At 71.8% G+C, this 24,799-nt stretch carries 19 protein-coding genes; 10 read left to right on the forward strand and 9 right to left on the reverse strand.

The window, feature by feature from the left end:
* Window positions 1–56 precede the first annotated feature (56 nt).
* From IEZ11_RS35115 to IEZ11_RS35135, 5 genes are all read right to left on the reverse strand, one after another.
* The gene (locus tag IEZ11_RS35115) at window positions 57–1,562 is read right to left on the reverse strand and encodes a cellulose-binding domain-containing protein (RefSeq protein WP_189267008.1); all 1,506 of its coding nucleotides are present in this window, start codon (window positions 1,560–1,562) and stop codon (window positions 57–59) included.
* A gap of 319 nt (window positions 1,563–1,881) precedes the next feature.
* On the reverse strand, window positions 1,882–3,210 hold the full coding sequence (locus IEZ11_RS35120) for a radical SAM protein (protein WP_189267009.1): 1,329 nt from the start codon (window positions 3,208–3,210) through the stop codon (window positions 1,882–1,884).
* Window positions 3,211–3,268: 58 nt separating this feature from the next.
* Window positions 3,269–3,943: a pyridoxamine 5'-phosphate oxidase family protein gene (locus tag IEZ11_RS35125; protein ID WP_189267010.1), complete on the reverse strand. Its 675-nt coding sequence runs from the start codon at window positions 3,941–3,943 to the stop codon at window positions 3,269–3,271.
* Between the two features lie 256 nt (window positions 3,944–4,199).
* On the reverse strand, window positions 4,200–5,267 hold the full coding sequence (locus IEZ11_RS35130; protein ID WP_229713545.1) for a LacI family DNA-binding transcriptional regulator: 1,068 nt from the start codon (window positions 5,265–5,267) through the stop codon (window positions 4,200–4,202).
* 71 nt (window positions 5,268–5,338) lie between these two features.
* Window positions 5,339–6,346, reverse strand: a complete 1,008-nt coding sequence (locus tag IEZ11_RS35135) for a hydroxyacid dehydrogenase (RefSeq protein ID WP_189267012.1) — start codon at window positions 6,344–6,346, stop codon at window positions 5,339–5,341.
* Window positions 6,347–6,460: 114 nt separating this feature from the next.
* Between IEZ11_RS35135 and IEZ11_RS35140 the strand changes: the two genes are divergently transcribed.
* The 5 genes from IEZ11_RS35140 to IEZ11_RS35160 all read left to right on the forward strand — a co-directional run bounded on the left by IEZ11_RS35140 (window position 6,461) and on the right by IEZ11_RS35160 (window position 11,777).
* Window positions 6,461–7,723: an FAD-binding protein gene (locus IEZ11_RS35140; RefSeq protein WP_189267013.1), complete on the forward strand. Its 1,263-nt coding sequence runs from the start codon at window positions 6,461–6,463 to the stop codon at window positions 7,721–7,723.
* A 59-nt stretch (window positions 7,724–7,782) separates the two neighbouring features.
* Entirely contained in the window at window positions 7,783–9,018 is a 1,236-nt protein-coding gene (locus IEZ11_RS35145; RefSeq protein ID WP_189267014.1) for an ROK family transcriptional regulator, read from the forward strand.
* Between the two features lie 139 nt (window positions 9,019–9,157).
* Window positions 9,158–10,165, forward strand: coding sequence for an ABC transporter ATP-binding protein (locus IEZ11_RS35150; protein WP_189267015.1), 1,008 nt, complete (start codon window positions 9,158–9,160; stop codon window positions 10,163–10,165).
* Entirely contained in the window at window positions 10,165–10,971 is an 807-nt protein-coding gene (locus tag IEZ11_RS35155) for an ABC transporter permease (protein ID WP_189267016.1), read from the forward strand. Before IEZ11_RS35150 ends, IEZ11_RS35155 begins: the two co-directional genes overlap by 1 nt.
* A gap of 5 nt (window positions 10,972–10,976) precedes the next feature.
* Entirely contained in the window at window positions 10,977–11,777 is an 801-nt protein-coding gene (locus IEZ11_RS35160; protein ID WP_189267017.1) for an ABC transporter permease, read from the forward strand.
* Between the two features lie 334 nt (window positions 11,778–12,111).
* On the opposite strand, the gene IEZ11_RS35165 is transcribed toward IEZ11_RS35160, so the two are convergent.
* Complete coding sequence (locus IEZ11_RS35165) at window positions 12,112–13,371, reverse strand: MFS transporter (RefSeq protein ID WP_189267018.1); 1,260 nt, start codon at window positions 13,369–13,371, stop codon at window positions 12,112–12,114.
* Window positions 13,372–13,498: 127 nt separating this feature from the next.
* On the opposite strand from IEZ11_RS35165, the gene IEZ11_RS35170 reads away from it, so the two are divergent.
* From IEZ11_RS35170 to IEZ11_RS35180, 3 genes are read left to right on the forward strand one after another with little or no spacing between them, the layout of a single operon-like run.
* The gene (locus IEZ11_RS35170) at window positions 13,499–14,089 is read left to right on the forward strand and encodes a TetR/AcrR family transcriptional regulator (RefSeq protein WP_189267019.1); all 591 of its coding nucleotides are present in this window, start codon (window positions 13,499–13,501) and stop codon (window positions 14,087–14,089) included.
* Window positions 14,082–14,768, forward strand: coding sequence for an alpha/beta fold hydrolase (locus IEZ11_RS35175; protein WP_189267020.1), 687 nt, complete (start codon window positions 14,082–14,084; stop codon window positions 14,766–14,768). Before IEZ11_RS35170 ends, IEZ11_RS35175 begins: the two co-directional genes overlap by 8 nt.
* A 36-nt stretch (window positions 14,769–14,804) precedes the next feature.
* Complete coding sequence (locus tag IEZ11_RS35180; RefSeq protein WP_189267021.1) at window positions 14,805–16,187, forward strand: hypothetical protein; 1,383 nt, start codon at window positions 14,805–14,807, stop codon at window positions 16,185–16,187.
* Window positions 16,188–16,270: 83 nt separating this feature from the next.
* On the opposite strand, the gene IEZ11_RS35185 is transcribed toward IEZ11_RS35180, so the two are convergent.
* Window positions 16,271–17,968 carry a DUF2264 domain-containing protein gene (locus IEZ11_RS35185; protein ID WP_189267022.1) on the reverse strand — a complete coding sequence of 566 codons (1,698 nt, stop codon included), beginning with the start codon at window positions 17,966–17,968 and terminating at the stop codon, window positions 16,271–16,273.
* A gap of 69 nt (window positions 17,969–18,037) precedes the next feature.
* Window positions 18,038–19,096: a rhamnogalacturonan acetylesterase gene (locus IEZ11_RS35190; protein WP_189267023.1), complete on the reverse strand. Its 1,059-nt coding sequence runs from the start codon at window positions 19,094–19,096 to the stop codon at window positions 18,038–18,040.
* A gap of 188 nt (window positions 19,097–19,284) precedes the next feature.
* Between IEZ11_RS35190 and IEZ11_RS35195 the strand changes: the two genes are divergently transcribed.
* Window positions 19,285–20,964 (forward strand): rhamnogalacturonan lyase B N-terminal domain-containing protein, encoded by a 1,680-nt coding sequence (locus IEZ11_RS35195; RefSeq protein WP_189267024.1) that lies wholly within the window; start codon window positions 19,285–19,287, stop codon window positions 20,962–20,964.
* A gap of 18 nt (window positions 20,965–20,982) precedes the next feature.
* Here IEZ11_RS35195 and IEZ11_RS35200 read toward each other — a convergent pair whose 3' ends face one another.
* Complete coding sequence (locus IEZ11_RS35200) at window positions 20,983–22,392, reverse strand: RICIN domain-containing protein (protein WP_189267025.1); 1,410 nt, start codon at window positions 22,390–22,392, stop codon at window positions 20,983–20,985.
* A 216-nt stretch (window positions 22,393–22,608) separates the two neighbouring features.
* On the opposite strand from IEZ11_RS35200, the gene IEZ11_RS35205 reads away from it, so the two are divergent.
* Window positions 22,609–24,702, forward strand: coding sequence for an autotransporter (locus IEZ11_RS35205; RefSeq protein WP_189267026.1), 2,094 nt, complete (start codon window positions 22,609–22,611; stop codon window positions 24,700–24,702).
* Window positions 24,703–24,799 lie beyond the last annotated feature (97 nt).

Genomic DNA, 24,799 nt, shown 5'->3' on the forward strand with positions numbered 1-24,799 from the left:
GCGGACCCACCCTCTTGGGCCTGCCCGGCCGCCGGTCGTGCGGACGACCCGGCTGCTCAGCTCAGCGAGCAGGAGTCGCCGTTCAGCGTGAAGGCGTACGGCGCCGAGTTGGAGCCGCTCCAGGTGCCGAGGAAACCGAAGGACAGGGTGCCGCCCGCGGCTACCGACTGGTTGTAGTCGGCGGCGTCGGCGGTGACCACACCACCGTTCTGGCTGACGGTCGCGTCCCACATCTGGGTGACCTTCTGGCCGTTCCGGAAGGACCACTGGACCCGCCAGCCGGACAGCGCCTGGGTGGTGCTGACGGTGACGGTGGACTGGAAACCGTCGGTCCACTGGTTGACCAGGTCGTAGGAGACCCGGCAGGTGGCCGCCGTCGAGGCGGTCGGGGTGGCGGTGTCGGTGTCGGTGGCGTGGTGGCCGGTGCTCGCCGTGGCCGTCGAGGTGCCCTGGGGCTCCGGGTCGGGATTGTCGTGGGCCGGCTTCCCGGTGGTCGCCGAGGAGGACGGCGCCGCGGAGGCGGCGTGCGTGCGGGTCGGGTCGGCCGACGGGACGGCGACGGTGGGGTCGGCGACCGGCTGGCGGTCGTCCTGGGAGGCGCTGGCCGTGTCGTCGCCGGAGCCGCCGCCCATCGGCATCATCGACACGCCGAGCGCCACCAGTGAGATCAGCACCGCGGCGCCGAGCAGACCGTGCCGCAGCACCTTGCCCCGGCCGCTGCTCTCCTTGGGGTCGCCACCGTCGTGGTCGGCGATGACCGGGCGGACCGGGCCGAGCCGTACCTCGGCGGCGCGGCGGCGGCGCTCCAGGTAGGCGAGACCGCCCCAGCCGATGACCCCGCCGGCGAGCGCCGCGGGCAGTCCGCCGCCGTGCAGCCGCAGACAGGCGGCGGCCTCGGCGCACTGCACACAGGTGGCGAGGTGCCGGGAGAGGTCGTCGGGCGTGTCGGCGGCCGAGGACCGGGTGACCGCGTCGAGGAGCCGGGCGTAGCTGCGGCACTCCGCGTCCATCGGCGTGTCGAGGTGGGCGCGGTGGCAGCGGTCGCGGAAGAGCCCGCGCACCTGCTCCAGTTCCTGGGCGGCGACGGCCGGATCGAGGCCGAGCCGGCGCGCCACGGAGGGCAGTGGCAGCGCCTCCACCTCGGCGAGCCACAGCAGTTCGGCGTCCGCCTCCTGCATGTCCCGCAGGCCGCGCAGCGCGACGGGCCGCTGCAACGGCGTACCCGTGTAGCGCGCGGCCTTCTCGGAGTTGAGCCAGAGCCGTAGGTCCGGGTCGAGCTTGTGCCCGAGCCCTTCGGCCTCCCAGGCGGCCGCCGTGGTGCGGACGGCGGTGAGCAGCAGCGGGATCATCGGCAGCCGGGCGGCGCGCCGTCCGGAACTTCGGACCGGCGTGAAGTCCGCGTCACGGGCCTCGTGCATACCGAGCGCGAAGGCTTCGGTGGCCAGTTGGTTGGCCGTCAGAGAGCCGGACGTGCACAGGTCGGCGTAGGAGAGCACTGCGTCCCAGCATTCGGAGAACAGCGCTGCCTCAGCGGCGTCCTGAGGGGTCGGCAGGTCGGGCATGGGTCTCCTGCATCCAAAGCGAGGTCAACTCACCGTATCGGCAACGGAGTTGGGGGGAACCTCGCGGCAGGCCCGAGCTTTTCACGTCTCCCGCACAACTGACAAGCGGCATATTCAATACCGGTTACCGGTGGTCGCGCCACGGATTCTCCCCGTCACCCATACCACCTGTCACCGGCGTCACGTCAACCCGCCGCGTCCAGTTGCCCGTCCGGAGAACGCCCTCGTGTCCACCGTGTCCCACAACTCCGCCCCCTAGTACGGACAGCGACCGCGTTTCGACTCACCGTTCTCGAAAGTCACTTGCGCCCGCCGGGTGTCACGCCCGCGTCGGCTCCACCGCGGGCAGGCTGTCCATGAAGGAACTGACCGAGAAGACCGCGCGGCCGGGTCCGGGCTCACCGTAACCGGGCGGGGAGGAGAGGCCGAAGTCCTCCATCGTCTGACGGTAGGCCTGGAGCAGCCGGATGTGGTACTCCAGCGGGGCGCCCTGCGGGTTGGCCTTGCCGAGCGGGGTGGTCGGCTCCGGGCACCAGGTGGTGAAGCGGGGCGTGATGCCGTGCGACATGAAGAAGCGCAGCCCCTCGGTGGTCGACTCGATCGCCTCGTCGACGGTCTTGAAGCCGAAGGGCTCGGCCATCTCCACACCGGCCACGAAGTTGGGGATCACATTGCGGGCGCCGAAGATCTCGGCGGAGTCCAGGATCCGCTTGTGCCACTCGTCCCGGCCGACGTACCGCTCCTTGCCCGGGCAGTACATCTTGAACAGGTACTCGTCCCACACCTCGTAGTTGGGGTGGTAGATCTGCACGCCGTAGTCCTTGAACCGCTGCACGTCGTCGCGCGGCAGCGCCTGGGCGACGACCTTGCCGATCCACCGCCCGGGGAACCGCTCCTCGATGGCCTTGGCGTAGTGGCCGTAGAAGTCGGCCTCGTCGCGCCCGGAGACGGTCTTGGTGATCGCGCCACCGGTCAGCGTGTAGGCGGTGGACGTCTTCGCGGTGTCGTACCGGTCGATGATCTCCAGGGCTTCGAGGACCTCCTCGACGTCCTTCACCCCGGTGTACGGCCGCCCGGCCGCCTTGTGCTGGCGCCAGTTGTGGTTGATGTCGCAGTACTGGCACTCCTCCTTGGCGCCGAAGTACTGGCAGACCCGGAAGACGGTGAGGTAGATCAGGTAGCCCCACTGGATGGTCGGGGCCACCTCCATCACGGACTTCCCGTTGGAGAGCTTGTGCCGGTAGTACTCCGGCATCGGGGGCACCCCGACGTCGGCGATCCGCTTCCCGTCGAGGTAGAGCCCGAGCATGCCCTCGTCGTCGGCGGCGACGCGGTACGGCGAGGCGGGGTTCACCCGCACCGACACCACGGTCCGGCGCAGGTCGTACGGCCCGCCGGTGAGGATGATCTCCTCCGGGGGCCGGCGCAGCGCGGCCTCGCCCAGCTCGGGCAGGGTGCCGTGGTCGAAGGAGAAGATGAAGTACGACTTCGGCTTGACCTCGCCGGCTGCCTCGTTGGTGGTATCGCTCAGCGCGGAGGGGTCGAAGGCGACACCGCCCCGGAGCAGGTCCTCCTTGAAGACGGCTTCCCGCGGTACCTGCGGGAACCTCTCCATCAGATCTTCGACCAGCGCGGTACGGCTGCCCATCCCGTTTCTCCTCCCGGCTTCGGCGTTCGACTCCTCACGGTATGCCCATGCCCGGCCGTCAGCCGTGCCGGGTCCCCGCACGGCGAGCGATGTGTCCCGGTACGGGAGTGTTCGGAGGCAATGCGGGATCCGCCATCGGCGCGCCCCAGGCCGCGGTCAGCGGCAGGACACCCGCCCACAGCCCCAGCTCCGCGTCCGGTCCGTCGCCGTCGTCCGGCGCTCCGGTGCGGATCTTGACGGAGGCCTCTTCCAGTGAGAGGGCGAGCAGGGTGGTGGCGGCCAGCTCCCTGCGGTTCGGACGGCGGGCGTACGACCACTGCCCCGGCGCCGAGTGTTCGGTGAGCAGGCGCAGGCCCGTGAGCTTCTCCTCGGGGTCGGTCACCTTGCGGGCGGTGCCGTGGATCATCGCGCTGCGGTAGTTGACGCCGTGCTCGAAGACCGACCGCGCCAGCACCAGGCCGTCGACATGGGTCACGGTGACGCACACCGGGGTCCCGCCCGCGAGGCTGCGGCCGGCGACCGAACCGTGCAGAAAGAGGTGCCGCTCGTCGCGTCCGTACACCGTCGGCACGACCAGCGGGCGCCCGTCGATCACCACCCCCAGATGGCACACGAACCCGGCGTCGAGAATCGCCTCCAGCTCGGCCCGGTCCAGACTGCCCTGCTCGCGCAGCCGGCGATGACGGGTGCGGTCGGTCACGGGAAGGCGCGGCGGGAGCGGGTCGGGAGCCATACCGGCACGCTAGCGATACCGCAGCGGAATGGCCACACCATTGCTGACCCCGGCAATCGCCCACCCCCAGGACAACGAAATCCGCAGATCACACCGACCACCCGACCACAGCGTCAGCCGACCGCACCCCGTCGGTGTCAGCCGACCGCGGCCCTTCGCCGTCAGCCGACCGCACCCCGTCGCCCTCAGCCACCCACACCCCCGTCGCCCTCAGCCACCCGCGGCCCTTCGCCTTCAACGGCCCGCGGGCCCGCCCTCAACCGCCCGCGGCCCGCCGTGTCGACTCCCGCAGCACCACGTGCGTCCCCAGCACCAGATGCTGCCCGTCCGGCAGCTCGTCGCGGTGCAGGGCGAGACGGACGGCGGCGCGGCCCAGTTCCTCCTGGGGCACGTGCACCGTGGTGAGCGTCGGGTAGACGTCCCGGGCGACCGGGATGTCGTCGTAGCCCGCCACGGCGATGTCGTCGGGGATACGGCGCCCGGACTCCCGGACTGCCTGGATCACGCCCGTGGCGATCATGTCGGTGGCCGCGAAGACCGCCGTGAACTCCCGCCCGGAGGTGAGCAGTTCGCGGGCGGCCTGGTAGCCGTAGGCGCGGGAGAAGACGCCGTCGAGGACGAGGTCCGGATCCGGCGCGAGGCCGAGGAGCTCATGGGCGCGGGTGAAGCCTGCGATGCGCTGGGCGCTGGTGGACAGGCCGGGAACCCGGCCCAGGTAGGCGACGCGCCGGTGGCCGCCGGAGAGCAGGTGGCTGGTGAGGGCGAAGGCGCCGCCCTCGTTGTCGTAGTCGACGACCGTGGCCGGGACGCCGGGGCCGAGCGGCGGGCGGCCGACCAGGACCAGCCGGGAGCCGGACCGGTCCAGGGCGTGCGCGAAGTGGGTCATCCGGTCGTGGTAGGCCTTGTCCTGAAGGGCCCCGCCCACCACGATCACCGCGTCGGCCCGCTGCTCCCGCATGGTCTCCACGACGGCGAGGATGCGTCGCGGGTCGCCGTGCGTGGTGCAGAGCATGCACAGCCGGCCCTCCGCCGAGGCCTGTTCCTCGACCCCGCGGGCGATGTGCGCGTAGAAGGGGCCGGTGACGTCGTCCACGACGAAGGCGACCGTCTTGTTGGTGGCGCCGCCGAGCGCGCGGGCGTGCGCGTTGACCACGTAGTCCAGCTCGTGCATCGCCTTGAGGACCTTGGCCCGGGTGGCGGCGGCCACCGGGTAGGTGCCGCCCAGGACCCGGGAGACGGTCGACGCGGAGACCCCGGCCCGCGCGGCCACGTCCCGTACCGTCGAGGCGTCCCCGTTCAGCGCCGGCTGCGTCCTCTTCGCCACCGCTCGGCTCCCCTTCGTCATGTGTTCAGGTCACCCTACGAGACGGCCGGAGCCGCCCGGCGGACGGCCCGTCACGCGGCCCGCTCCAGGACCGAGTGGTCGACGGCGTACCGCAGACCGTCGCCGGTCAGCAGCCGCCCGGCCTCCTCCACGACGGTGAGCCCGAGCCTGGCCAGCTCGTTGCCCTGCGAGCCGGCCAGGTGCGGGGTGAGGAAGGCGCCCGGGAGGTCGAAGAGCGGGGAGCCGGCGGGCAGCGGCTCGGGGTCGGTCACGTCGAGGATCGCGGTCAGACGGCCGGTGCGCAGCTCCTCGATCAGGGCGTCGTGGTCGAGGAGGGAGCCGCGCGCGGTGTTGATCAGTACCGATCCGGTGGGCATCAGGGCGAGCTCGCGGGCGCCGAGGAGGTGCCTGGTCTCCGGGGTCTGGGGGGCGTGCACGGTCACGATGTCCGAGGTGCGCAGCAGTTCGTCCAGCGGCAGCAGGGGGACGCCGAGCCGGGCGGCCTCCGCCTCGTCCACGTAGGGGTCGGCGAGGGCGACCGTCAGGTCGTACGGGCGCAGGAGTTCGAGGAGCCGGCGGCCGATGCGGGAGGCGCCGACGATGCCGACCCGGCGGTGGAAGTTGCCGATGCCGGGGACGATGTCGCCGTACGGGAAGGTGCGGCGGGTGCGCAGCAGGTCGCGGTGGGCGAAGACGTCCTTTCCGGCGAGCAGGATCATCGCGAGGGTGTACTCGGCGACCGGCAGCGCGTTGGCGGCGGCGGCCGAGGAGACCGCGATGCCGCGCCGCCACACCTCGGGGGTGGTGAAGCCCTTGACCGAACCGGCCGCGTGCAGCACCGCCCGCAGTTTCGGCGCCAGGTCCAGGGCGGCCGCGTCCAGCACCGGGCAGCCCCAGCCGGTGACCAGGACCTCGGTGCGGGCGAGCGCCTCCCGTACCGAGGGATCGGTGAAGTCGTGCGCCACCAGAGTGGGATCGATTTCTACGTGCTCGCACAGTCGCGCGAGCACCTCCGGCGGAAAGACGTGCGGCACGTTCTGGGCCGTCATGGCGAACAGTGCCTGGGGACGCTCGGGCAAGGAAGTGACCTTCCGGCTCGGTGACGCGCGGATAGCAACCGGTCTCTACCGTAGGTCTCGGCGAATGAGAGGGTCAATGGACAGGCACTCCCCGACAGGAATGGGACGGCAGAGATGACGGATCCGGCGCAGACGGTCACCAACTGGGCGCGCAACATCACGTACACCGCCAAGGAGTTCCACCGCCCGGACTCGCTCGACGCGCTCCGGTCGTTGGTGGCGGGCAGTGCGCGGGTACGGGCGCTGGGCAGCGGGCACTCCTTCAACCGCATCGCCGACCCCGGCCCGGAGGGCGTGCTGGTCTCGATCGCCGGGCTGCCGCCGGCCGTCGAGGTGGACACGGCGGCCCGTACGGTCCGGGTCGCGGGCGGGGTGCGCTACGCCGAACTGGCCCGCGCGGTCCACGCGAAGGGCCTCGCGCTGCCCAACATGGCCTCGCTGCCGCACATCTCGGTGGCCGGCTCGGTCGCCACCGGCACCCATGGCTCGGGCGTGGCCAACGGGTCGCTCGCGGCGCCCGTACGGGAGGTGGAGCTGGTCCTCGCCGACGGCTCCGCGGTCACGATCGCGCGCGGCGACGCCCGCTTCGGCGGCGCGGTGACCTCGCTGGGCGCGCTCGGCGTCGTCACCGCGCTCACCCTCGACCTGGAGCCGACGTTCGAGGTCGCGCAGACGGTGTACGTCGAACTTCCCCTGGCGGAGCTGGACTTCGCGGCGGTGTCCGGGGCCGCGTACAGCGTGAGCCTGTTCACCGACTGGCGGGAGCCGGGCTTCAGGCAGGTGTGGGTGAAGCGGCGCACCGACCGGCCGGCCGTGGACTTCGGGTGGGCCGCGCCCGCCACCGAGGCGATGCACCCGGTGCCGGGGATGCCGGCGGGCAACTGCACTCGGCAGTTCGGGGTGCCGGGGCCCTGGCACGAGCGACTGCCGCACTTCCGGGCGGAGTTCACGCCGAGCAGCGGGGACGAGCTCCAGTCGGAGTACCTGCTGCCGAGGACGGCGGCCGTGGCGGCGCTGCACGCCGTCGACGGGATCCGGCAGGCCGTCGCCCCCGTACTGCAGACCTGCGAGGTGCGGACGATCGCCACCGACCCGCAGTGGCTCAGCCCCGCCCACGGCCGCGACTCCGTGGCCCTGCACTTCACCTGGGTGGACGACCTGGCCACCGTGCTTCCGGTGGTGCGCCGGCTGGAGGAGGCGCTGGCGCCGTTCGACCCCAGGCCGCACTGGGGCAAGGTGCACGCGGTGCCGGGGGAGGTACTGCGCGGCCGCTACCCGCGGCTCGCCGACTTCCGCGCCCTGGCCCGCGGCCTGGACCCCGACGGCAAGTTCACGAACCCCTTCGTCGCGGATGTCCTGAACGGCCGGCAGGCTTAATCCAACCCTTAATGTAATGGCTTGTCGAAAGCGCTTCCCAGGCCATAGCGTTGCGCCGCGTGAAGCACACATCACGGGACATCCGCACCGCGAACCGCTACGAGGTGCTGCGGCACATCATCGCCGAGTCTCCCACCTCCCGGCAGGAGCTGGCGGCCGTCACCGGACTGAGCCTGGCCACGGTCGCCACCCTCGTCGGGGAGCTGCTGGAGCTGCGGATGATCACGGAGGTCGGCTTCGAGGACTCCGCGGGCGGCCGCCCCCGGGGCCTCGTCGCGGTCCACGCCTCCGGGGGCGCGCTGATCGGCGTCGACATCGCCGAGACGTACGTCCATGTCGAGCTGTTCGACCTCGCCCTGAACGTGCTGGCCCGCGCCGAGGAGGACATGCGCCCCGGCGAGAACCGGCCGGAGCAGGTGGTGGGCCAGGTGGCCGCGGCGGTCGGCGCGGTGGTGGCGCAGGCCGGGATCGAGGGCGCGCGGGTGCTGGGCGTCGGGGTGAGCGTGCCGGGGCAGGTGGACCGGGCCACCGGCATCGCCGAGTACGCGCCCAACTGGGACTGGCACGACGTGCCGTTGCTGCGCCTGCTCTCCGAACACATCGCCTACCCCCTGTACCTGGACAACCCGCTGCGGGCCTGCGCGGTGGCCGAACAGTGGTTCGGGGCGGCGCGCGGGCGCGGGGACACCGTGGTGGTGAACCTCGGCACGGGCGTCGGCGCCGGGCTCGCGCTCGGCGGCGGACTGCACCGGGGGGTCAGCAACAGCGCCGGGGAGTGGGGCCACACGACGCTCGTCCTGGACGGGCGGCTGTGCCACTGCGGCAACCACGGCTGCGTCGAGACGTACGTCGGCGCCCCCGGCATCATGCTGAACCTGCGGGAGCTGAGCCCGCAGAGCCCGCTGCTGCACCCCGAGGACCAGACGGCCACCGTGGACGCGCTGGCCCGCGGCCTGGCGGACGGTGACCCCGTCGCGGTCAAGGTCGTCCGGGACACGGCCCGTTACATCGGCGCCGGCATCGCCAACCTGGTCAACCTGCTCAACCCGGAACTGGTCGTGCTCAGCAGCTGGGTGGCCCGCCGGCTCGGCGAGCCGCTGCTGACGGAGGTGCGGGAGGCCGTACGGCGGCACGCGCTCGGGCGGCCGTTCGCCGCCACCGAGATCGTCCTCTCCCCCATCCCCACCGACCCGGTCTGCCTGGGCGCGGCCACGTTCGCCCTGGAGGGCGCCCTGCGGTCGGTGGGCCTGCGCAACACGGGCCGCGCCGGCCGCACCGCGCCCGCCTCCCGGTGATCGAATAGTCCAAATCGCGGCTCGATTAATCCATTGCCGGGCTCCTCGGCGCTCTGCGAACGTCATGGCGTATCCGCGGCCGGTCGGCCTCTCAAGCCGACCGGCCGTATGTCGTCCATGGAACGAGGGGGTCACCAGCGTGACCGCAAGCATCGAGGTCCGCGGTCTGTCCCGCACCTTCCACACCACTGTCCGACGCCCGGGTTTCACGGGCGTCCTGCGATCCCTGGTCAACCCCGAGCGCGTGGAGAAGCACGCGGTCTCCGACATCTCCTTCGATGTCGCCCCGGGTGAGCTGCTCGCCCTGCTCGGCCCGAACGGCGCGGGCAAGTCGACCACCATCAAGATGCTCACCGGCATCCTCACCCCGACCTCCGGCGAGGCCCGGGTCGCGGGCGTGGTGCCGTACCGGGAACGGGAACGCAACGCCCGCAACATCGGCGCGGTGTTCGGGCAGCGGACCCAGCTGTGGTGGGACCTGCCGGTGCGGGAGTCGTTCTCCATCCTGCGGGACATCTACGAGGTGCCGAAGGCCGAACACGCGGCACGGCTGCGGGAGTTCGACGAGTTGCTCGAACTCTCCAGCTTCTGGGACACCCGGGTGCGGCACCTCTCGCTGGGCCAGCGGGTCCGCTGCGACCTGGCGGCCGCCCTGCTGCACGATCCGCCGGTCGTCTTCCTCGACGAGCCGACCATCGGCATGGACGTGGTGGTGAAGGAACAGGTCCGCGAGTTCCTGCGGTACCAGGTGGCCGAGCGCGGCCGTACGGTCCTGCTGACCACGCACGACATGACCGAGGTCGAGCGGCTCGCCGAGCGGGTGGTGCTGGTCAACCACGGGCGGCTGGTGCTCGACGGCACCCTCGACGAGGTCCGCCGGGGCTTCGGCTCGACCTGGCAGGTGCGGGCGACGCTCGCCGACCCGCACACCCCGGTCGGCCCGCTGCCGGGCATCGCGCTGGTGAGCCATGACGGGCCCCAGGTGGTGTTCGGCCCGGACGGACCGGCCGCGCCCACCGTCCACCAGGCGCTGAAGCTGGTCATCGAGCGGTACGAGGTGACCGGTGTGGCGGTGGACGAGGCTGATCTGGAGGACGTGATGCGCGCGGCCTACGCCGAGGTCCGGGCGAAGGCCGAGGCGGCGTGATGACGACCCTGACCTACGCCTGGCGCGCCGCCCGGGTCACCCCGCTCGGCGAGCTGTACACCCCGCCCCGGATCACCGCCGCGCTGCTGCGGCTGACCGTGCAGGTGGTGCTGGTCGCGTCCCTGTGGCACGGCCTGTACGCCCAGACCGGTACGACCGCCGGGCTCTCCCGCGACCAGGCGGTCACCTTCGCCGTACTGGCGGTCCTGGCGTCCCGGCTGCGGGAGCTGGACCAGTACGCGGGCCGGGACTCGGTCGCGCAGCACATGTACTACGGCACGATCGTCTACTGGTACCTGCGCCCGCTGTCCCCGCACCGCTACTACGCGCTGCGCGCCCTGGGCGAGCAGCTCTACGGTCTCGCCTGGGCGTTGGGGGGCTACACGGTCTGCCTGGCGGCGGGGGTCGTGGTGCCGCCCGAGTCGGCGTCCGTGGCGGGGGTGTTCGCGCTCAGCCTCTTCCTCGGCCAGTGGGTCCTGCACTACGTCATGCTGCTCATCGACCAGTTGTGCTTCTGGACGCTGCGCAACACGGCCGCGCTGCTGATCCTGATCTTCGCGCAGAACCTGATGTCCGGGGTGTACGCCCCGCTGTGGTACTTCCCGCACTGGTTCCTGACCCTCAGCTCCTTCCTGCCGTTCCAGGCCACGCTCAACGTGCCGCTGTCGCTGTACGTGGGCCGTATCCCGCTCTCCGAGGCGGGCTTCCAACTCGGCGTCCAGGCCGGCTGGCTGGTGGCGCTGCGCTTCCTCACCCGTTTCCTGTGGCGGCGTGCCGCCCGTCGAGTCGTCTCCCAGGGAGGCTGAGTCCCATGAACGCCGTACGGATCGTCTGGCGGGTCACACAGCTCAACTTCCGTGCCCAGCTGGAGTACCGCACCGAGTTCCTGATGATGATCGCGATCGGCGCGATCTGGCAGGTGTCGGTGATCGTGTTCGCCACCGTGCTGCTGACCCGGTTCGCCGGGATGGGCGGCTGGGACAGCTCGGACGTGCTGCTCATCCCGGCGACCCGGATGCTCGCCCACGGCCTGTTCGTGCTCTTCCTGGGCCGGGTGCACGGCCTGGGCCGGCACATCCAGGAGGGCAAGATCGACGCCTATCTGCTCCGCCCGATGCCGGTCTACCGCCAGGTCCAGCTGGAGCACTTCCCGACCAACGCCATCGGTGACCTGACGGTGGCGGTGGGCCTGATGGTCGGCGCGCTCGGCCGCAGCCACCTGGACTGGACGCCGGGCCGGATCGCCTACCTGGTCGCGGCGGTGCTGGGCGGGATGCTCCTGGAAGCCGCCCTGTTCACCGTCGTGGCCTCGGCCTCCCTGCGCTTCCCGGCCGCCGACTACTGGGGCCGCTGGCTGGAGGAACTCCTCGGCACCTTCGGCAGCTACCCCCTCAACGTGCTGCCGAGGGCGGTCGGCGGCTTCCTCACCTACGGCCTCCCGCTCGCGTTCGTCGCCTACTTCCCGGCCGCCGTCCTCACCGGCCACGGCCACTCCACCGGCGCCCCCTACTGGCTGGCCGCCGCCTCCCCCTTCCTGGGTCTGCTGGCCTACCTGGCCTCCCGATGGCTGTGGCGGTGGGCGCTGGGCCACTACACGGGGGTGAACGGCTGACACGACGACTGACAGGACGGCGGTCCCGGCAACGGGCCCGGCAGGGCCCCGGCAACGGCCCCGGCAGGGTCCCGGCCCGACCGTGACACCGCACCACCACCCCGCAGCAGCAACCCGCCCGCTGGAGCCGCCTGGCCGCGCGACCGCCTTCGGCCGAGGACGCGGACGAGGCGCGGGCCAGCCGGGGCAGCGGCGAGCGGGAGGCCGGCCGCGCCGGGCCGGTGGGCCGGGTCCGCCGCTCGGCCCGCCGCTCACCGATGCGGCCGGGCCGAACCGGCGGTGTCGGCTGAGCGGTGGGGCACCGGCCGCGCTGCGCGGCCGCGGACGGCCGGTGTCAGGTGTGGCGCGCGCCGCGGACCGGGGTGCACAGGCCGGCGACGGCCACGAGGGTGCAGCAGGCTCCGGCCACGGCGGCCACCCGGGCGGTGCCGTACTGTTCGGCGGCCCAGGTGAGCAGGGCCGCGCCGACCGGGGCCGCCGCGTACTGGAGGGTCCAGTAGGCGGAGGTGACCCGGCCCAGCAGGGGTTCGGGGGTGATCTCCTGGCGCAGGGACATGGAGCAGGTGCCGGCGATGCCCACGCAGGCCAGGTAGACCGCGCTCAGGACGGCCACGGCGGGGACCGTGCCGACCCGGCCGAGCCCGGCGAAGGCCAGTCCGCACACCGCGGTGGCGCCGATCCAGGTGGGTCCGAAACCCAGCCACCGCCGCAGCCGGGCGACCAGCAGCGCCCCGGCGACCGTGCCGACCGCGCCGACGGCCATCACCGTCCCCACCGTGCCGTCGTCGTGGCCGAGGTCGTGCTTGAGGTGGTAGATGACCAGGTCGGTGATGCCGAGGCTGAGGAAGCTGAAGACGGCGAGGAGGCCGGCGAGCGAGCGCAGGACGGGGTGGCGGACCAGGTACGAGAGGCCGGTGCGCAGATCCCGCCACAGTCCCCTGTCCTTGACCGGCACGTCGTCCGCGGCGCGTTCCCGGACCCGTACGAAGAGGAGACAGCCCGCCGAGACCGCGTAGCTGACCGCGTCCACGGCCACCGCGTCGGCGGGCCCGGCCCAGGCGGCCACCAGACCCGCGCCGAGCGGTCCCAGCACGCCGGCCATGGCCATGGTGGCGTTCAACCGGCCGTTGGCCTCGGTGAGTCGACCGGTACCGACGAGCCCGCGGACGACGGTGACGTATCCGACGCCGAAGAGTATGCCGACGGCCTCGCACAGGGGCAGCACCACGTACAGCAGCCAGAGCTGCGGTCCGGCGAGCCAGACGAGCGGGACCAGCCCGTAGAGGACCATGCGGACCAGGTCGCAGGCGATGAGGAGGCTTCGCCGGTCCACCCGGTCCACGACCACGCCGGCGAAGACCGCCGCCACCACCATCGCGGCGCCGCCGACGCCGGTGAGCAGACCCATCCGGGCCACCGAGCCGGTCGCCTGGAGGACCAGCAGGGGCAGCGCGATCAGGCTGAAGGAGTCACCGAGGAAGGACAGCGTCTGGGCGAGCCAGAAGAACCCGAAGTCCCGCTGCCTCCACAGCGGTCGGCCCTCCGCCGACCGCTCCCGCGCCGCCCGCGCCACCCGCCGCGCCTCGTTCGTCACGGCTCCCCCTTCCGTCTCCCGGCGACCCTATGCCGGTACCGGGCCGATCACACGGCGATAAACCGCGTGACGACCGAAACCTAGAGCCCCTAGGATTCTGGCTACGAACCCAAGGGGAGGGCGTCACATGGCCCGTGCCGGAATCACCGCCGACCGACTGGTCGCCGCGGCGGCCGAACTGGCCGACGAGGTCGGCTTCGAGCAGGTCTCGCTGTCCGCGCTGGCGCGCCGGTTCGGCGTGAAGGACGCGAGTCTCCACTCGCATGTCCGCGGCCTCTGGGACCTGCGGCACCGGCTCGCGCTCCTGGCGGGCGGCGAGATGATCGACCGGATCGGCGTCGCCGTGGCCGGACGGTCCGGACGGGACGCGCTGGCCGCCTACGCCGACGCCTACCGGGCGTACGCCCTCGCCCACCCCGGCCGTTACGCGGCCACCCAGATCCGTGTCGACCCCGCCCTCGTCGACGCCGACGCCCCCGCCATGCGCCGCACCGTCGAGATCACCTACGGCATGCTGCGCGGCTACGGCCTGGCCGAACCCGATCTCACCGACGCCGTACGCCTGTTGCGCGCCACCTTCCACGGCTACTGCGCCCTGGAGGCCTCGGGGGGCTTCAACGCGCCGCGGGACGTCCGCGCCTCCTGGGACCGGGCGATCGACGCCCTGCACATCGCACTCGAGAACTGGCCCCGCGAGGAGACCGATCACCATGTCTGACCTGTACTACGACGTCACCGGCAGCGGCCCCGTGCTGCTCGTGCTGCCGGGCGGAGCCGGGCACCCGATGGGCCTGGGCCCGCTCACCGAACGCCTCACGGCGCACTTCACGGTCGTCATGTACGACCCGCTGGGCCTCGCGCACGGCCACCTGGAGGACACGTTCGCCGACCAGCGCGTGCCGGACTGGAGCGAGGGCGCGCACCGGGTACTGGAGGCAGTACTGGCGGAGGGCGAGTCGGCGTACGTGTTCGGCACCAGCGCCGGCGGCATCGCCGCCCTCGACCTGCTGGCCCGTCACCCCGGTCGCCTCCGGCACGTCATCGCCCACGAACCCCCGTGTGTCACGCTGCTGCCGGACGGGGAGCGGCTGCGCACCGAGCTGATCGGCCAACTCGACGGCGCACAGCGGGACTCTGCCGAGGTGACCCCCTTCTCGGTCTTCCTCGCCCACGTCCTGCGCCCGTTCACCGCCTACCGCCCACCGGCCGGCCTGCCCCGCCTCACGGTGGCCGCCGGAGCCGACTCGTGCGGCCAACTCCTGCACCGCACCGCGGAGTTCGTGGCCCGGCACACCGGCGGCGGGTTCGCCGAGTTCCCGGGCGGCCACCTGGGGACCGGCGAGCACCCCGTGGCGTTCGCGGACCGGATCGTGGAAACGCTGCTCGGGGCCGGTTGACGGCAACCTTCCGGGACCCGGCGGCGACCACAGGGTATGACTTCTGCACCACACTCCACACGGCACCGCCGGGTCCACGCCTTCCGCAAGCCCGCCATCGGTGCCCTCGCGGCCGCCGGTCTGCTGGCCGGCGCCTGGTACGCGACCGCCGGCGCGGCCACGACCGCGGGCCTCACGGTCACGTCCACGGCGGTGAGCCTCAGCGCCAAGTTCCCCTATCTCTCGGCCGGTTACAACAACACCCGGGAGTGGAACCGCACCGCCACCGCCGTGGCCCCCGACGGCACCATCCGCGTCGCCTGGCCCGCCGCCGACGGGGTGCACGTCACCCCGCTGACCTCGGCCGGCAAGCGGTCCGGCGCCGACACGGTAGTCAAGGGCGCCAAGGAAGTGGGCGGTCTGGTCGCCCACGACAACGGGTTCGCGCTGCTCACCCGGGTCGCCGACACCAACAAGTGGAAGGAGACCGCGGCCGCGATCGTCCGCTACACGGGCGGCAAGCGGACCTGGACCACCAAGCTCACCGGCACCGCCTCGCACGACACCTCCCCCACCCTCGACGGACAGCTCACCTGGAACGGCTCCAAGTACGGTGCCTACTTCGTGGTGCACGGGGCCGGCGGCTTCGCCGACGGGCACTTCGGCGACAAGCTGTCCTACCTCAGTGCCAAGGGCAAGAAGCTGAGCGGCGGCTGGAGCTGGGGATGCAGCCACAACGAGGGGATCGCCCTGCACGCCGAGACCTCCGGCGCCTTCACCTCCCTCTGCTTCGACGACTGGCGCTCGGGCCTGTTCGTGTCCACCGGCATCGGCGCCCCGGACGTGGCTCCGGTGGTCCAGCGGGAGCAGTGCTGGGCAGGGTACTGCGGTGGTACCTTCCCCGGCCGCACCGGCGACCTGGTGAAGTCGTCCACCGGCAGGTACGCGACCGCGTTCGCCTCCCGGGGCGCGGCCTCCGCCAAGAAGAACCCGGACGACAGCAGCGGCCGCGGCTGGACGGTCACCCCGAAGACCGCCACCCACCAGGTCGCCATCGCGTTCCTGAAGAACCGCAACTCCGGTCCCGGCAAGGCGATCTACCTCACCAGCGCCAAGACCGTGGAGAACGTCGACGTGCACCTCGCGCCCTACGGCAAGGACAAGCTCCTGCTGACCTGGGAGTCCCTGAAGAACGCCAAGTGCTCGGCGGGCACCTGCACCGGCACCTTCACCGGCACGCACCTGCGAGTGGTCGACTGGAACGGCACCTCCGTCGGCGCCGACAAGGTGGTGAGCGCACGGTTCACCGGTGACATCGCGGTCCTCAAGGACGGCTCCCTCACCTGGGCCTACCCGCCCGTGACCCCGACCTACGCCGGCCCGCTCAACGGGGCGTCGCCGACCACGACGACGCTGCGGATCGCACGCCTCACGCCGTGACGGGTGGCGCCGCAGCGCCCGCGGCGGTGGTCGGCTCGGCGGTCCGGGACGCGTCGGCGCATGCCCGGGCCCGGGCCGCCGGCTCAGTCCTGTGCGAGAGGCTCCACGTCCACTCCGCAGAGGTGCCAACGGACCCGCAGACCGGGCCCGTCGTGCCACCGGACCGTCAGCTCCCGTTCCCCCTCGACGTGTACGGCCACCGTGTCCGCCAGCGGCTCGGCGTCCGTGGCACCGGTGAGCCGGACCAGCGCGACGAACAGGGTCTCGCCCTCACCGGTGACCCCGGTCAGCTCGGCGTCGAGGTTCACGGCGGGCAGCAGTTCGGCCCGGAGCCCGTCCCCGGCGGCCCAGCCGGTCACCCGTACCGGTGTCCCGGGCGCCGCCCCCGCCACCAGGAAGGCGCGCACCTCCACGGCTCCGCGCACCAGCACGGCACTCGTCACCCGGGCCTCGCGGCCGGCCGTGTGCCGCGAGGCGGCCCACCCCTCGCCGACCCCCAGCGGCTCGATGTGCGTCCGGCCCGGATCGCCGCCGACGATCACGCTGTTGTCGGACGCCGCCGACGGCTCGGTCACGGTCGAGTAGCCGAGCCGGGTGTAGTAGGGGTCGTAGCGGACGTCCTCGCTGCCGTGGTTGTGCAGGCGCACGACGCCGTCGGAACTCGTGGACTGGAGGAGCCAGTTGGGGGCAGCGATCGGCGTGACCGCGTCCGCGCGTTCCGCCGGGCCCGGTTCCTCCGGCGCCGTCCACACCTCGTGGTCCGGCGGGAGCAGCAGGCCGAGGAAGCCCTTGCTCGCCCAGTACGGGGAGGCGGGGCCCGAGTAGCCCTGGAGGACGGCCGGGTCGGGGCCGTGCCAGCCGAGGGTGAGCAGGCCCCGTTCGTCCACCGCACCCCGGTCCAGGAAGTACTTCAGCGCGCCGGAGGCCAGCCGCCGGGTCTCCCCGGGGGCCAGGGGGGTGCGGCCGGTGAGGGCGCCGAGCCACAGCGGGGCCGTGGTCGCGAAGCGGTACGTCAGAGAGCGGCCCTGGTGCATGGGCGCGCCGTCGCCGCCGAACAGGCGGGCGTAGTCGGCGAGATGGCGTTCCAGACGGCCGCCGTACAGGTCCAGCAGCTTCTCGTCGCCGGCCAGCCAGGCGTGCAGCACCGGGTAGAGGTGCATCGCCCAGCCGTTGTAGTAGTCGAACTTGCGGCCGTCGCCGTCGGTGTACCAGCCGTCGCCGACGTACCACTCCTCGACACGCGCGAGGCCGTGGTCGATCGCCTGGTGCGCGGCCTCGGGCCGGTGGCCGATCTCGGCCAGGAAGCCGCCGACCGTCACCGGGAACAACTCCCAGTTGCAGGGCCAGGGTTCGGCGGTGAGCGCGTCGGTGAGCCAGGCCGCGGCGCGCTGTCGTACGGCGTCGTCGAGCCGGTCCCACAGCAGCGGGCGGGTCAGGCGCAGGGCGAGGGCGATCGAGGCGGCCTCGACCAGTGGCTGGCCGCGGTCCTCGATGCGCGGCCAGACTCCCGACACACCGGCCGCGAGTCCGTCCGCGTACCGCTGGAGCGCGGTCTCGTCACGGCGGAAGGCGGCGAGCAGCAGGGTGCGGGCGTAGCCCTCCAGGCCGTCGGAGAGGTGTCCCGACCAGCTCTGGTGGTCGCCGGGGAGGTGGTAGAGGGCGCGGTCCGGGGTGGCGTACGGCTCCACGGCGGCGAGCAGCGCGTCGGCCGCGGCCTCCCAGTGGGCGCGGGTGTATCCGGTGCGCGGGCTGGGACGGCGGTCCTCGGGAGGCAGCTGCATCGACGCTCTTTCTCGCTCGTGCCGTTCGAACCTGGGGCGCCCCGGTTCCGGTCGGGACGCCCCAGGGGCTCAACCCGCCCGCACGGTGCCCCGGGGCACCAGGTGCTGGGCGAGCAGTTCGTCGCGCACCAGGCCCGCGTAGACGGTGGCGCCGTGCACGGAGGTGTGCGTGTTGTCCTTCTTCTCGTTGTACAGGTACAGCGCCTTGGAGCCCTCCACACCGAGGGACTCCACCAGCGCCTTGGTCTTCGCCGTGAGGTCGATCAGCGGAACGTCCTCGGCGGCGGCGACCGAGCGGATCACCTCAGGATGATTGACGCCGAGCCCGTTGACCAGAAGCGCGATGTCGTTGTTCAGCGTGCCGTCGGCATTGAACCAGCGCCGGACGATCGGTGTGACCAGGACCGGCCTGCCGCCCTTCTCCCGTACGCCCGCCACCAGTGTCTCCAGGTTCGCGCGGTAGGTCGCCTCGTCGGTCGTCTTGTCGTTGTGCGCCAGCTGGATCAGGACCAGGTCCCCCGGACGGATCAACGGCTGGACGGTACCCCAGAGTTGGGGGTTCTGGAGATAGGTGACCGTACTTTCGCCGGAGTCGGCGTAGTTGGCGACGGCGACGCCCTTGCGCAGGTACTGCGGGAGCTGCTGTCCCCAGCCGGAGTAGGGGTCGGCGGGCTGGTCGCAGACGGTGGAGTCGCCGACCAGGAAGATCTGCCGGGTGTGCCGGGCGGCGGGGGTGACGCGGATGCCGGCGAGTGCGGGGGCCGAGCCGCCGACCACGAGGTCCAGCCCCGGGGTTCCGTCCGGACCCGTCGGCTCGCCCTCGGGGGTGCGGACGTTCACGGTGAAGCCGCGGGTGACGTGCCGGCCCTCGGCCACGGCCGTCTCGGGGAGGAGCGAGCGCCGGGTCTCGCCGGTGATGCTCGTGCTGGACGCGGTGGCGCCGCCGAGCCGGACCGTCACGTCGTAGTCGCCCGGTGGCAGGTCGAAGTGGCAGGCGGTCGCGGTGCAGTTCCCGATGCCGGGGGGCGGCTGCCGGTCGTGCGCCTGGGCGGCGGGGACGGCCGTCAGGCAGGTGCCGAGGACGACCGCCGCGAGCGCGGCGGCACGCACACCGTTGAAACGTCTCACCCGGGACTCCTCCGTCGCGGTGACAGGGTCTGGCGGGGACCGTATCGCCATCCACAAGCGCTTTCTAGACCTTGGACCGTTTTCACGAGATTGCCAACTCCAGGAGAGTGAAAGCCCTTTCGCGAAATCGATTCAACTGTCACTCTCACAGACACCCGCACCCCCGCCCCACCGAAGGAGGCACCCCCATGTCCGGATCCACCGGGAGACCGCTCGGACGCCGCACCTTCGTCCTCGCCGGCGCGGCCGCCGCCGGTACCGCCGCCCTCACCGGCCCACTGGCCACCACCGCCTCGGCGGCGAGCTTCGGCTGGTCGGACGACGGCTCCAACTACGTCGTGGACACCGGCGCCAGCCTGGTCTTCAAGGTCAGCAAGACCAACGGCGACCTCACCTCACTGGTCTACAAGGGCACCGAGTACCAGGGCTACGGCGGCAAGAACTCGCACGTCGAGTCCGGCCTCGGCACCTCCACGGTGACCATCGCCCAGTCCGGCACCACGATCCTGGTCTCGGTCGCGTACGGCACGCTGAGGCACTACTACGCGGCCCGCAGCGGCGAGAACAACGTCTACCTGTGGACCAACAAGGCCGACTCGTCCGTCACCGCCACCCGCTACATCGTGCGCGTCAAGGCCGGTCTCTTCCTCAACGACGAGCCGGACTCCTACACCTACGCGCCCACCGTGATCGAGTCCGCGGACGTCTTCGAGAAGTCCGACGGCCAGACCCGCGCCAAGCACTACTCGAAGCTGCGGGTGATGGACTACGACTACATCGGCTGGACCACCGGCAGCGTCGGCCTGTGGATCGTCCGCAGCAACCACGAGAAGGCCTCCGGCGGCCCGTTCTACCGCTCGCTGCTGCGCCACCAGAGCGCCGACGGCGGCGGCCTGTACGAGATCCTGTACTACGGCGAGAACCAGACCGAGTCGGAGCGCTACGGCCTCCAGGGCCCGTACGTCATCGCCCTCACGGACGGCGGAGCGCCCTCCTCGTCGCTGTACGCCGGCACCCTCACCACGTCCTGGGCCGACTCGCTCGGCATCTCCGGGTACGTGGCGGCGAGCGGGCGCGGGCGGGTGGCCGGCGTCGGCATCACCGGGCGGGACACGGCGTACGCGTACACCGTGGGGCTCGCCAACTCGGCCGCCCAGTACTGGGGTTCGGCGCGTTCCTCGGACGGGTACTTCTCGATCGCGGGGGTGCTGCCCGGGACGTACACCCTGACCGTCTTCAAGGGCGAACTGGCCGTCTACACCACCTCGGTGAGCGTCTCCGCCGGTGCGACCAGCACGCTCAACACCATCGCGGTCCCGTCCTCCAACGATCCCAGCAACGCGTCCGCGATCTGGCGGATCAACAACTGGGACGGCACACCCGGCGGGTTCAAGAACGCCGACCTGATGACGTACGCGCATCCGTCGGACGTGCGGGCCGCGTCCTGGACCGGGAACGTGGTGATCGGCAGCGGCACCGAGACCTCGGCCTTCCCCTGCTACCTCTGGAAGGACGTCAACAGCGGGATCATCGTGTACTTCAAGCTGACCGCGGCCCAGGCCGCCGCCGCGCACACCCTCAGGATCGGCGTGACGACGGCCTACGCGAACGGCCGGCCGCAGGTCGTCGTCAACGACACCTGGACCTCCGCCGTCCCCTCGCCGCCCACCCAGCCGAGCACCCGGTCGCTGACCGTGGGCTCGTACCGGGGCAACAACTACACGTTCACCTACAGCGTTCCGGCGTCCGCCTGGCTGACGGACACCAGCGCCTACAACACGCTGAAGATCTACGTGGCGAGCGGCTCGGGGACGACGTCCTTCCTCAGCGCCGGCACCTCCGTCGACGCGATCGACCTGCTGGCCTGAGCCCGGTCCGGTCGGGCGTCAGGTCCCGCGCGTCCACTGCTGGTTGGTGCCGCTGTTGCAGGTGTAGGTGATGATGGCGGCCGAGTTGGCGGTGGACGCGCCGGACACGTCCAGGCACTCGCCCGAGGTACGGGCCTTGATGTTGACGTAGGAGCCGGACGTGACGACCGACCACTGCTGGGTGGTGCCGCCGGTGCAGTCCTCCTGGGTGACACTGCTGGAGTTCTCCTGGAGGCACAGCGAGCTGCCGCGGCCCATCAGTTCGTAGTAGCCGGTGCCCAGGTCCTTGAACCACCACTTCTGGTTGGTGCCGCTGTTGCAGGTGTACTGGCTGATCGCGACGGCCTCCCAGAGCGACTGGCTGGGGACGTCGGCGCACTTGCTGCTGTGCCGGGCGATCAGGGTGTTGTACGTGGCGCTGGTGCCGCTGACCGTGCCGGCGGCCGTGTCGACGGAGACCTCCGGGTACCAGGACATCGACATCGAGGTGGTGGTCGGGAAGGTCAACGGCAGCCAGACGTACCGGGAGTCGTTGACCGTGCCGCCGAAGGAGTTGCCCCAGCGGTCGCCCATGTAGAGGTACGAGGTGCCCGAGGTGCCGGTGACCGGGAGGACGTAGGCGGTCTGGGAGTTGTACGCCGTGGAGTCGCCGACGGTCGACCAGGACGTCCAGGGCCCGGAGAGGGAGGTCGCGGTGGCGTACTCCTGCTGGTTGGCGCTCCAGCCGGTGGCGCCCGAAGTGAGCATGAAGTAGACGCCGTTGCGCTTGAACAGGGCCGGGGCCTCGCGGTGGCCGCCCGCCCACGGGTTGGCGACCAGGCTGTCGATCGCGGTGTAGTCGGCGGTGAGCTTGTAGATCTGCAGGTCGTAGTTCTCGTTGGCCGCCGAGACCATGTAGGCCGTGCCGTCGGTGTCGACGAACGTGGTGATGTCCCGGGACATGTACTGGCCGAGCGGCTGGAAGCTGCCCTGATAGGTGTAGTTCCCGTCGACGGTGTCGGAGACGGCGACCGCGGCCTTGGCCTCGCTGTAGTCGACGCCGTTCTCCTTGTGCATCCACATCACGAACTTGCCGGTGGAGGCGTTGTAGATGACCTTCGGGCGCTCGATGTAGGCGGTGCCGAGTTCGGAGGCGGAGGACTGGGTGAGGACGTGGTTGCGGAACTCCCAGGTCTTCAGGTCGGTGGAGCGGTAGGCGTCCACGTACTTGAAGGTGTTGTCGGAGTTGCGGTCCTCGCCGAACCAGTAGTAGTAGCTGCCGACCTTGATGACCCCGCCGCCGTGGGCGTGGACGATGTTCCCCGAGGTGTCGGTGAACTGGGTGCCGTTGGTGATGGTCTGGGAGGCGGCCGCGGCCGGTCCCGCGGTGGCCAGGGCGCCGATCACCGCCAGACAGAGGGACAGCAGGATCGCGTACGCACGTCTCATCTCACACACGCTCCTCGAGGGGGGAAGGGCCGGTCCGGCCGTTCGGGATCCCGAACGGCATGTGACATCACGAACGTTGTGATCGCCGAAAAGGTAAGGGCGTGTTACGGGGAGGTCAACGGGTCTGACGAGACAAGGGAGAAAGCGATTTCCGACTGCCGGGTGTCCGGGGCCCGATTTCTGTTATCCGCGGCCCTCCGGACCGTCTCCGATCATGTGCGCACCCTTCTCCACACCACCGCAGCGGCCGTCGGCGCCCTGACCGCCCTGCTGGCCTCAGCCCCTCCCGTCCTCGCCGCCGGCGCCCGGGACGTCACCGCCGACGTACTGGCCGACCGGGACGTGACCCTCACCGGCGACACGGTCGTCACCGTGCCGGCCGGGACGACGACGTACGACGGCGTCCTGCACGGCGAGGGCACGCTCACCGTGCGCGGCGGCGGCACCCTGGTCCTCACCAGGGACAGCGACTTCACGCTGCCGAAGTCCCGGCAGCGGCAGGTGGTGCGCACCCAGGGCGGCAACCACCCGTACACGACGGTCGCCCACCCCGACCCACCCGCGATCACGGTCGAGCGCGGTACCACCCTTCAGTACGGCACGGGCGGCGGCACCGGCCTGATCGGCCACTTCCCGTACAACACGCCCGGTTACCAGCTGAACCAGCTCAACATCCGGGTCGACGGCACCCTGCGGCTGTCCCTGACCCGCACCTTCAACATCGGCACCATCAGCGGCTCGGGCCTGGTGACCCAGCCCCGCAACATGTGGGGCACGCTGGACCTGGCGGGCACCCACCCCTTCTCCGGGGTCATCGACAACGGCACCGGGATGGCGGTCGGCCGCCCCGAGTACCCGGTGGCGCTGCCCAGCGCCCGCGCGATCCTCAACCAGGGCTCCTGGATCATCGACACCCCGCTCCAGCAGACGATCACCCTGCGCCAGGACTTCTACCAGCGCGCGTACGGCAGTGACGTCAACGTCCACTCGCGGCCGGGCAGCAAGGTGGTCCTCACCGGCCAGTACAGCTACAGCGACCGGGGCGGCGACACCGACCCGTCGCTCAACTGGAAGCCGATCGCCCACCAGTCGAACAAGAGGGGCACCAACATCGAGGGCGCCGACGTGCACTGGGGCGACGGGACGACCCACCGCATCTTCATGCCGGGGACCAAGGACACCGTCTACGTCAACCTGCACGAGGCGAGCGGCCGGCGCTCGAAGCTCACCTTCGACTACGACGGCCCGGTGACCCTGGGCGCCCCGATCGGCGGCGGCCGCTACCACGACACGCTGGCCGCCCCCGGCGCCGGGGACATCGTGATCGCGGGCACCCGCGGGAACGACGTGACCTTCGCCGCCGCCCAGGACTACGACGGCTCGACGACGATCCGCAACGGCGCGGTGCTGCGCCTGGGTTCGGGATCGAAGGGCGGCGACGGCTCGCTCCTGACCGGCACCGCACGCCGGCGCGTCGACGACGACGGCACCCTGGTCGTCCAGAACACCACCACCCCGGTCAGCCTGGCCCACATGAGCGGCTCCGGGTCCCTCGTGCAGTCGGGGACGGCCACCACCACACTCACCGGCAGCGCGGTGACCTACACGGGGACGACCACCGTCGGCCAGGGCACGCTCGCCCTGCGCTCCGGGGCGACGCTGGCACACAGCGAGGCCGTCCGGCTCACCTCGGCACGGGCCCGGCTGGACCCGGGCGCCGCGGGCCTGCGGGTGCTGACCACGCTCTCCGGGACGGGCACCGTCCTGGGGTCGGTCACCAACGACAGCCTGGTGACGAGCGGGCTGACGGTGAAGGGGGACTACGTTCAGCACAGGCGCGGCGAACTCGTTCTGCGGAAGGCGCCGTTGAAGGTGACGGGCCGCGTCGCCCTGGCCGGTGCCCTCGACCTGTCCGCCGCGGGCACCGCCCCGGCCCGCCGCATCACGGTGATCGACCACACCGGCAGGACCCCGACCACCGGTGCCTTCGACGGCCTCGCCGAAGGCACCGCGGTCGAACTGGCCGACAGGGTCTACCGGATCACCTACCGGGGAGGCGACGGCAACGACGTGGTGCTCGAAGCCGCGGCGAAGCCCGCCTCGACCAGCGCCGACACCACCGGCAGGGCCGGCAGCGCACCCACCGCGGCCCCGACGGTGACCACCGACAGCGCCGCCGACTCCAGGCAGGCCTTCGGCTGGTGGCCCTACGCCCTCGCCCTCGGACTCCTCGGCGGCCTGATGGTCCCGGCGGGCCTGCGTACCCAGCGCAACGGCCTGCGGCGGCGGAGCGGACGGCACTCCGCCTGACCGGCCGCCACGGGTGCGCGCGGGTGGACCGGGCCGCCGGGCCGCCGTTCTCGGTCTGCCGGACCGCCCGGCCTTCGAGTGACGTCGGGCCCGGCCG

The sequence above is a fragment of the Streptomyces fuscichromogenes genome (genome assembly GCF_014645815.1).
In the GTDB taxonomy this organism is placed as follows: domain Bacteria; phylum Actinomycetota; class Actinomycetes; order Streptomycetales; family Streptomycetaceae; genus Streptomyces; species Streptomyces fuscichromogenes.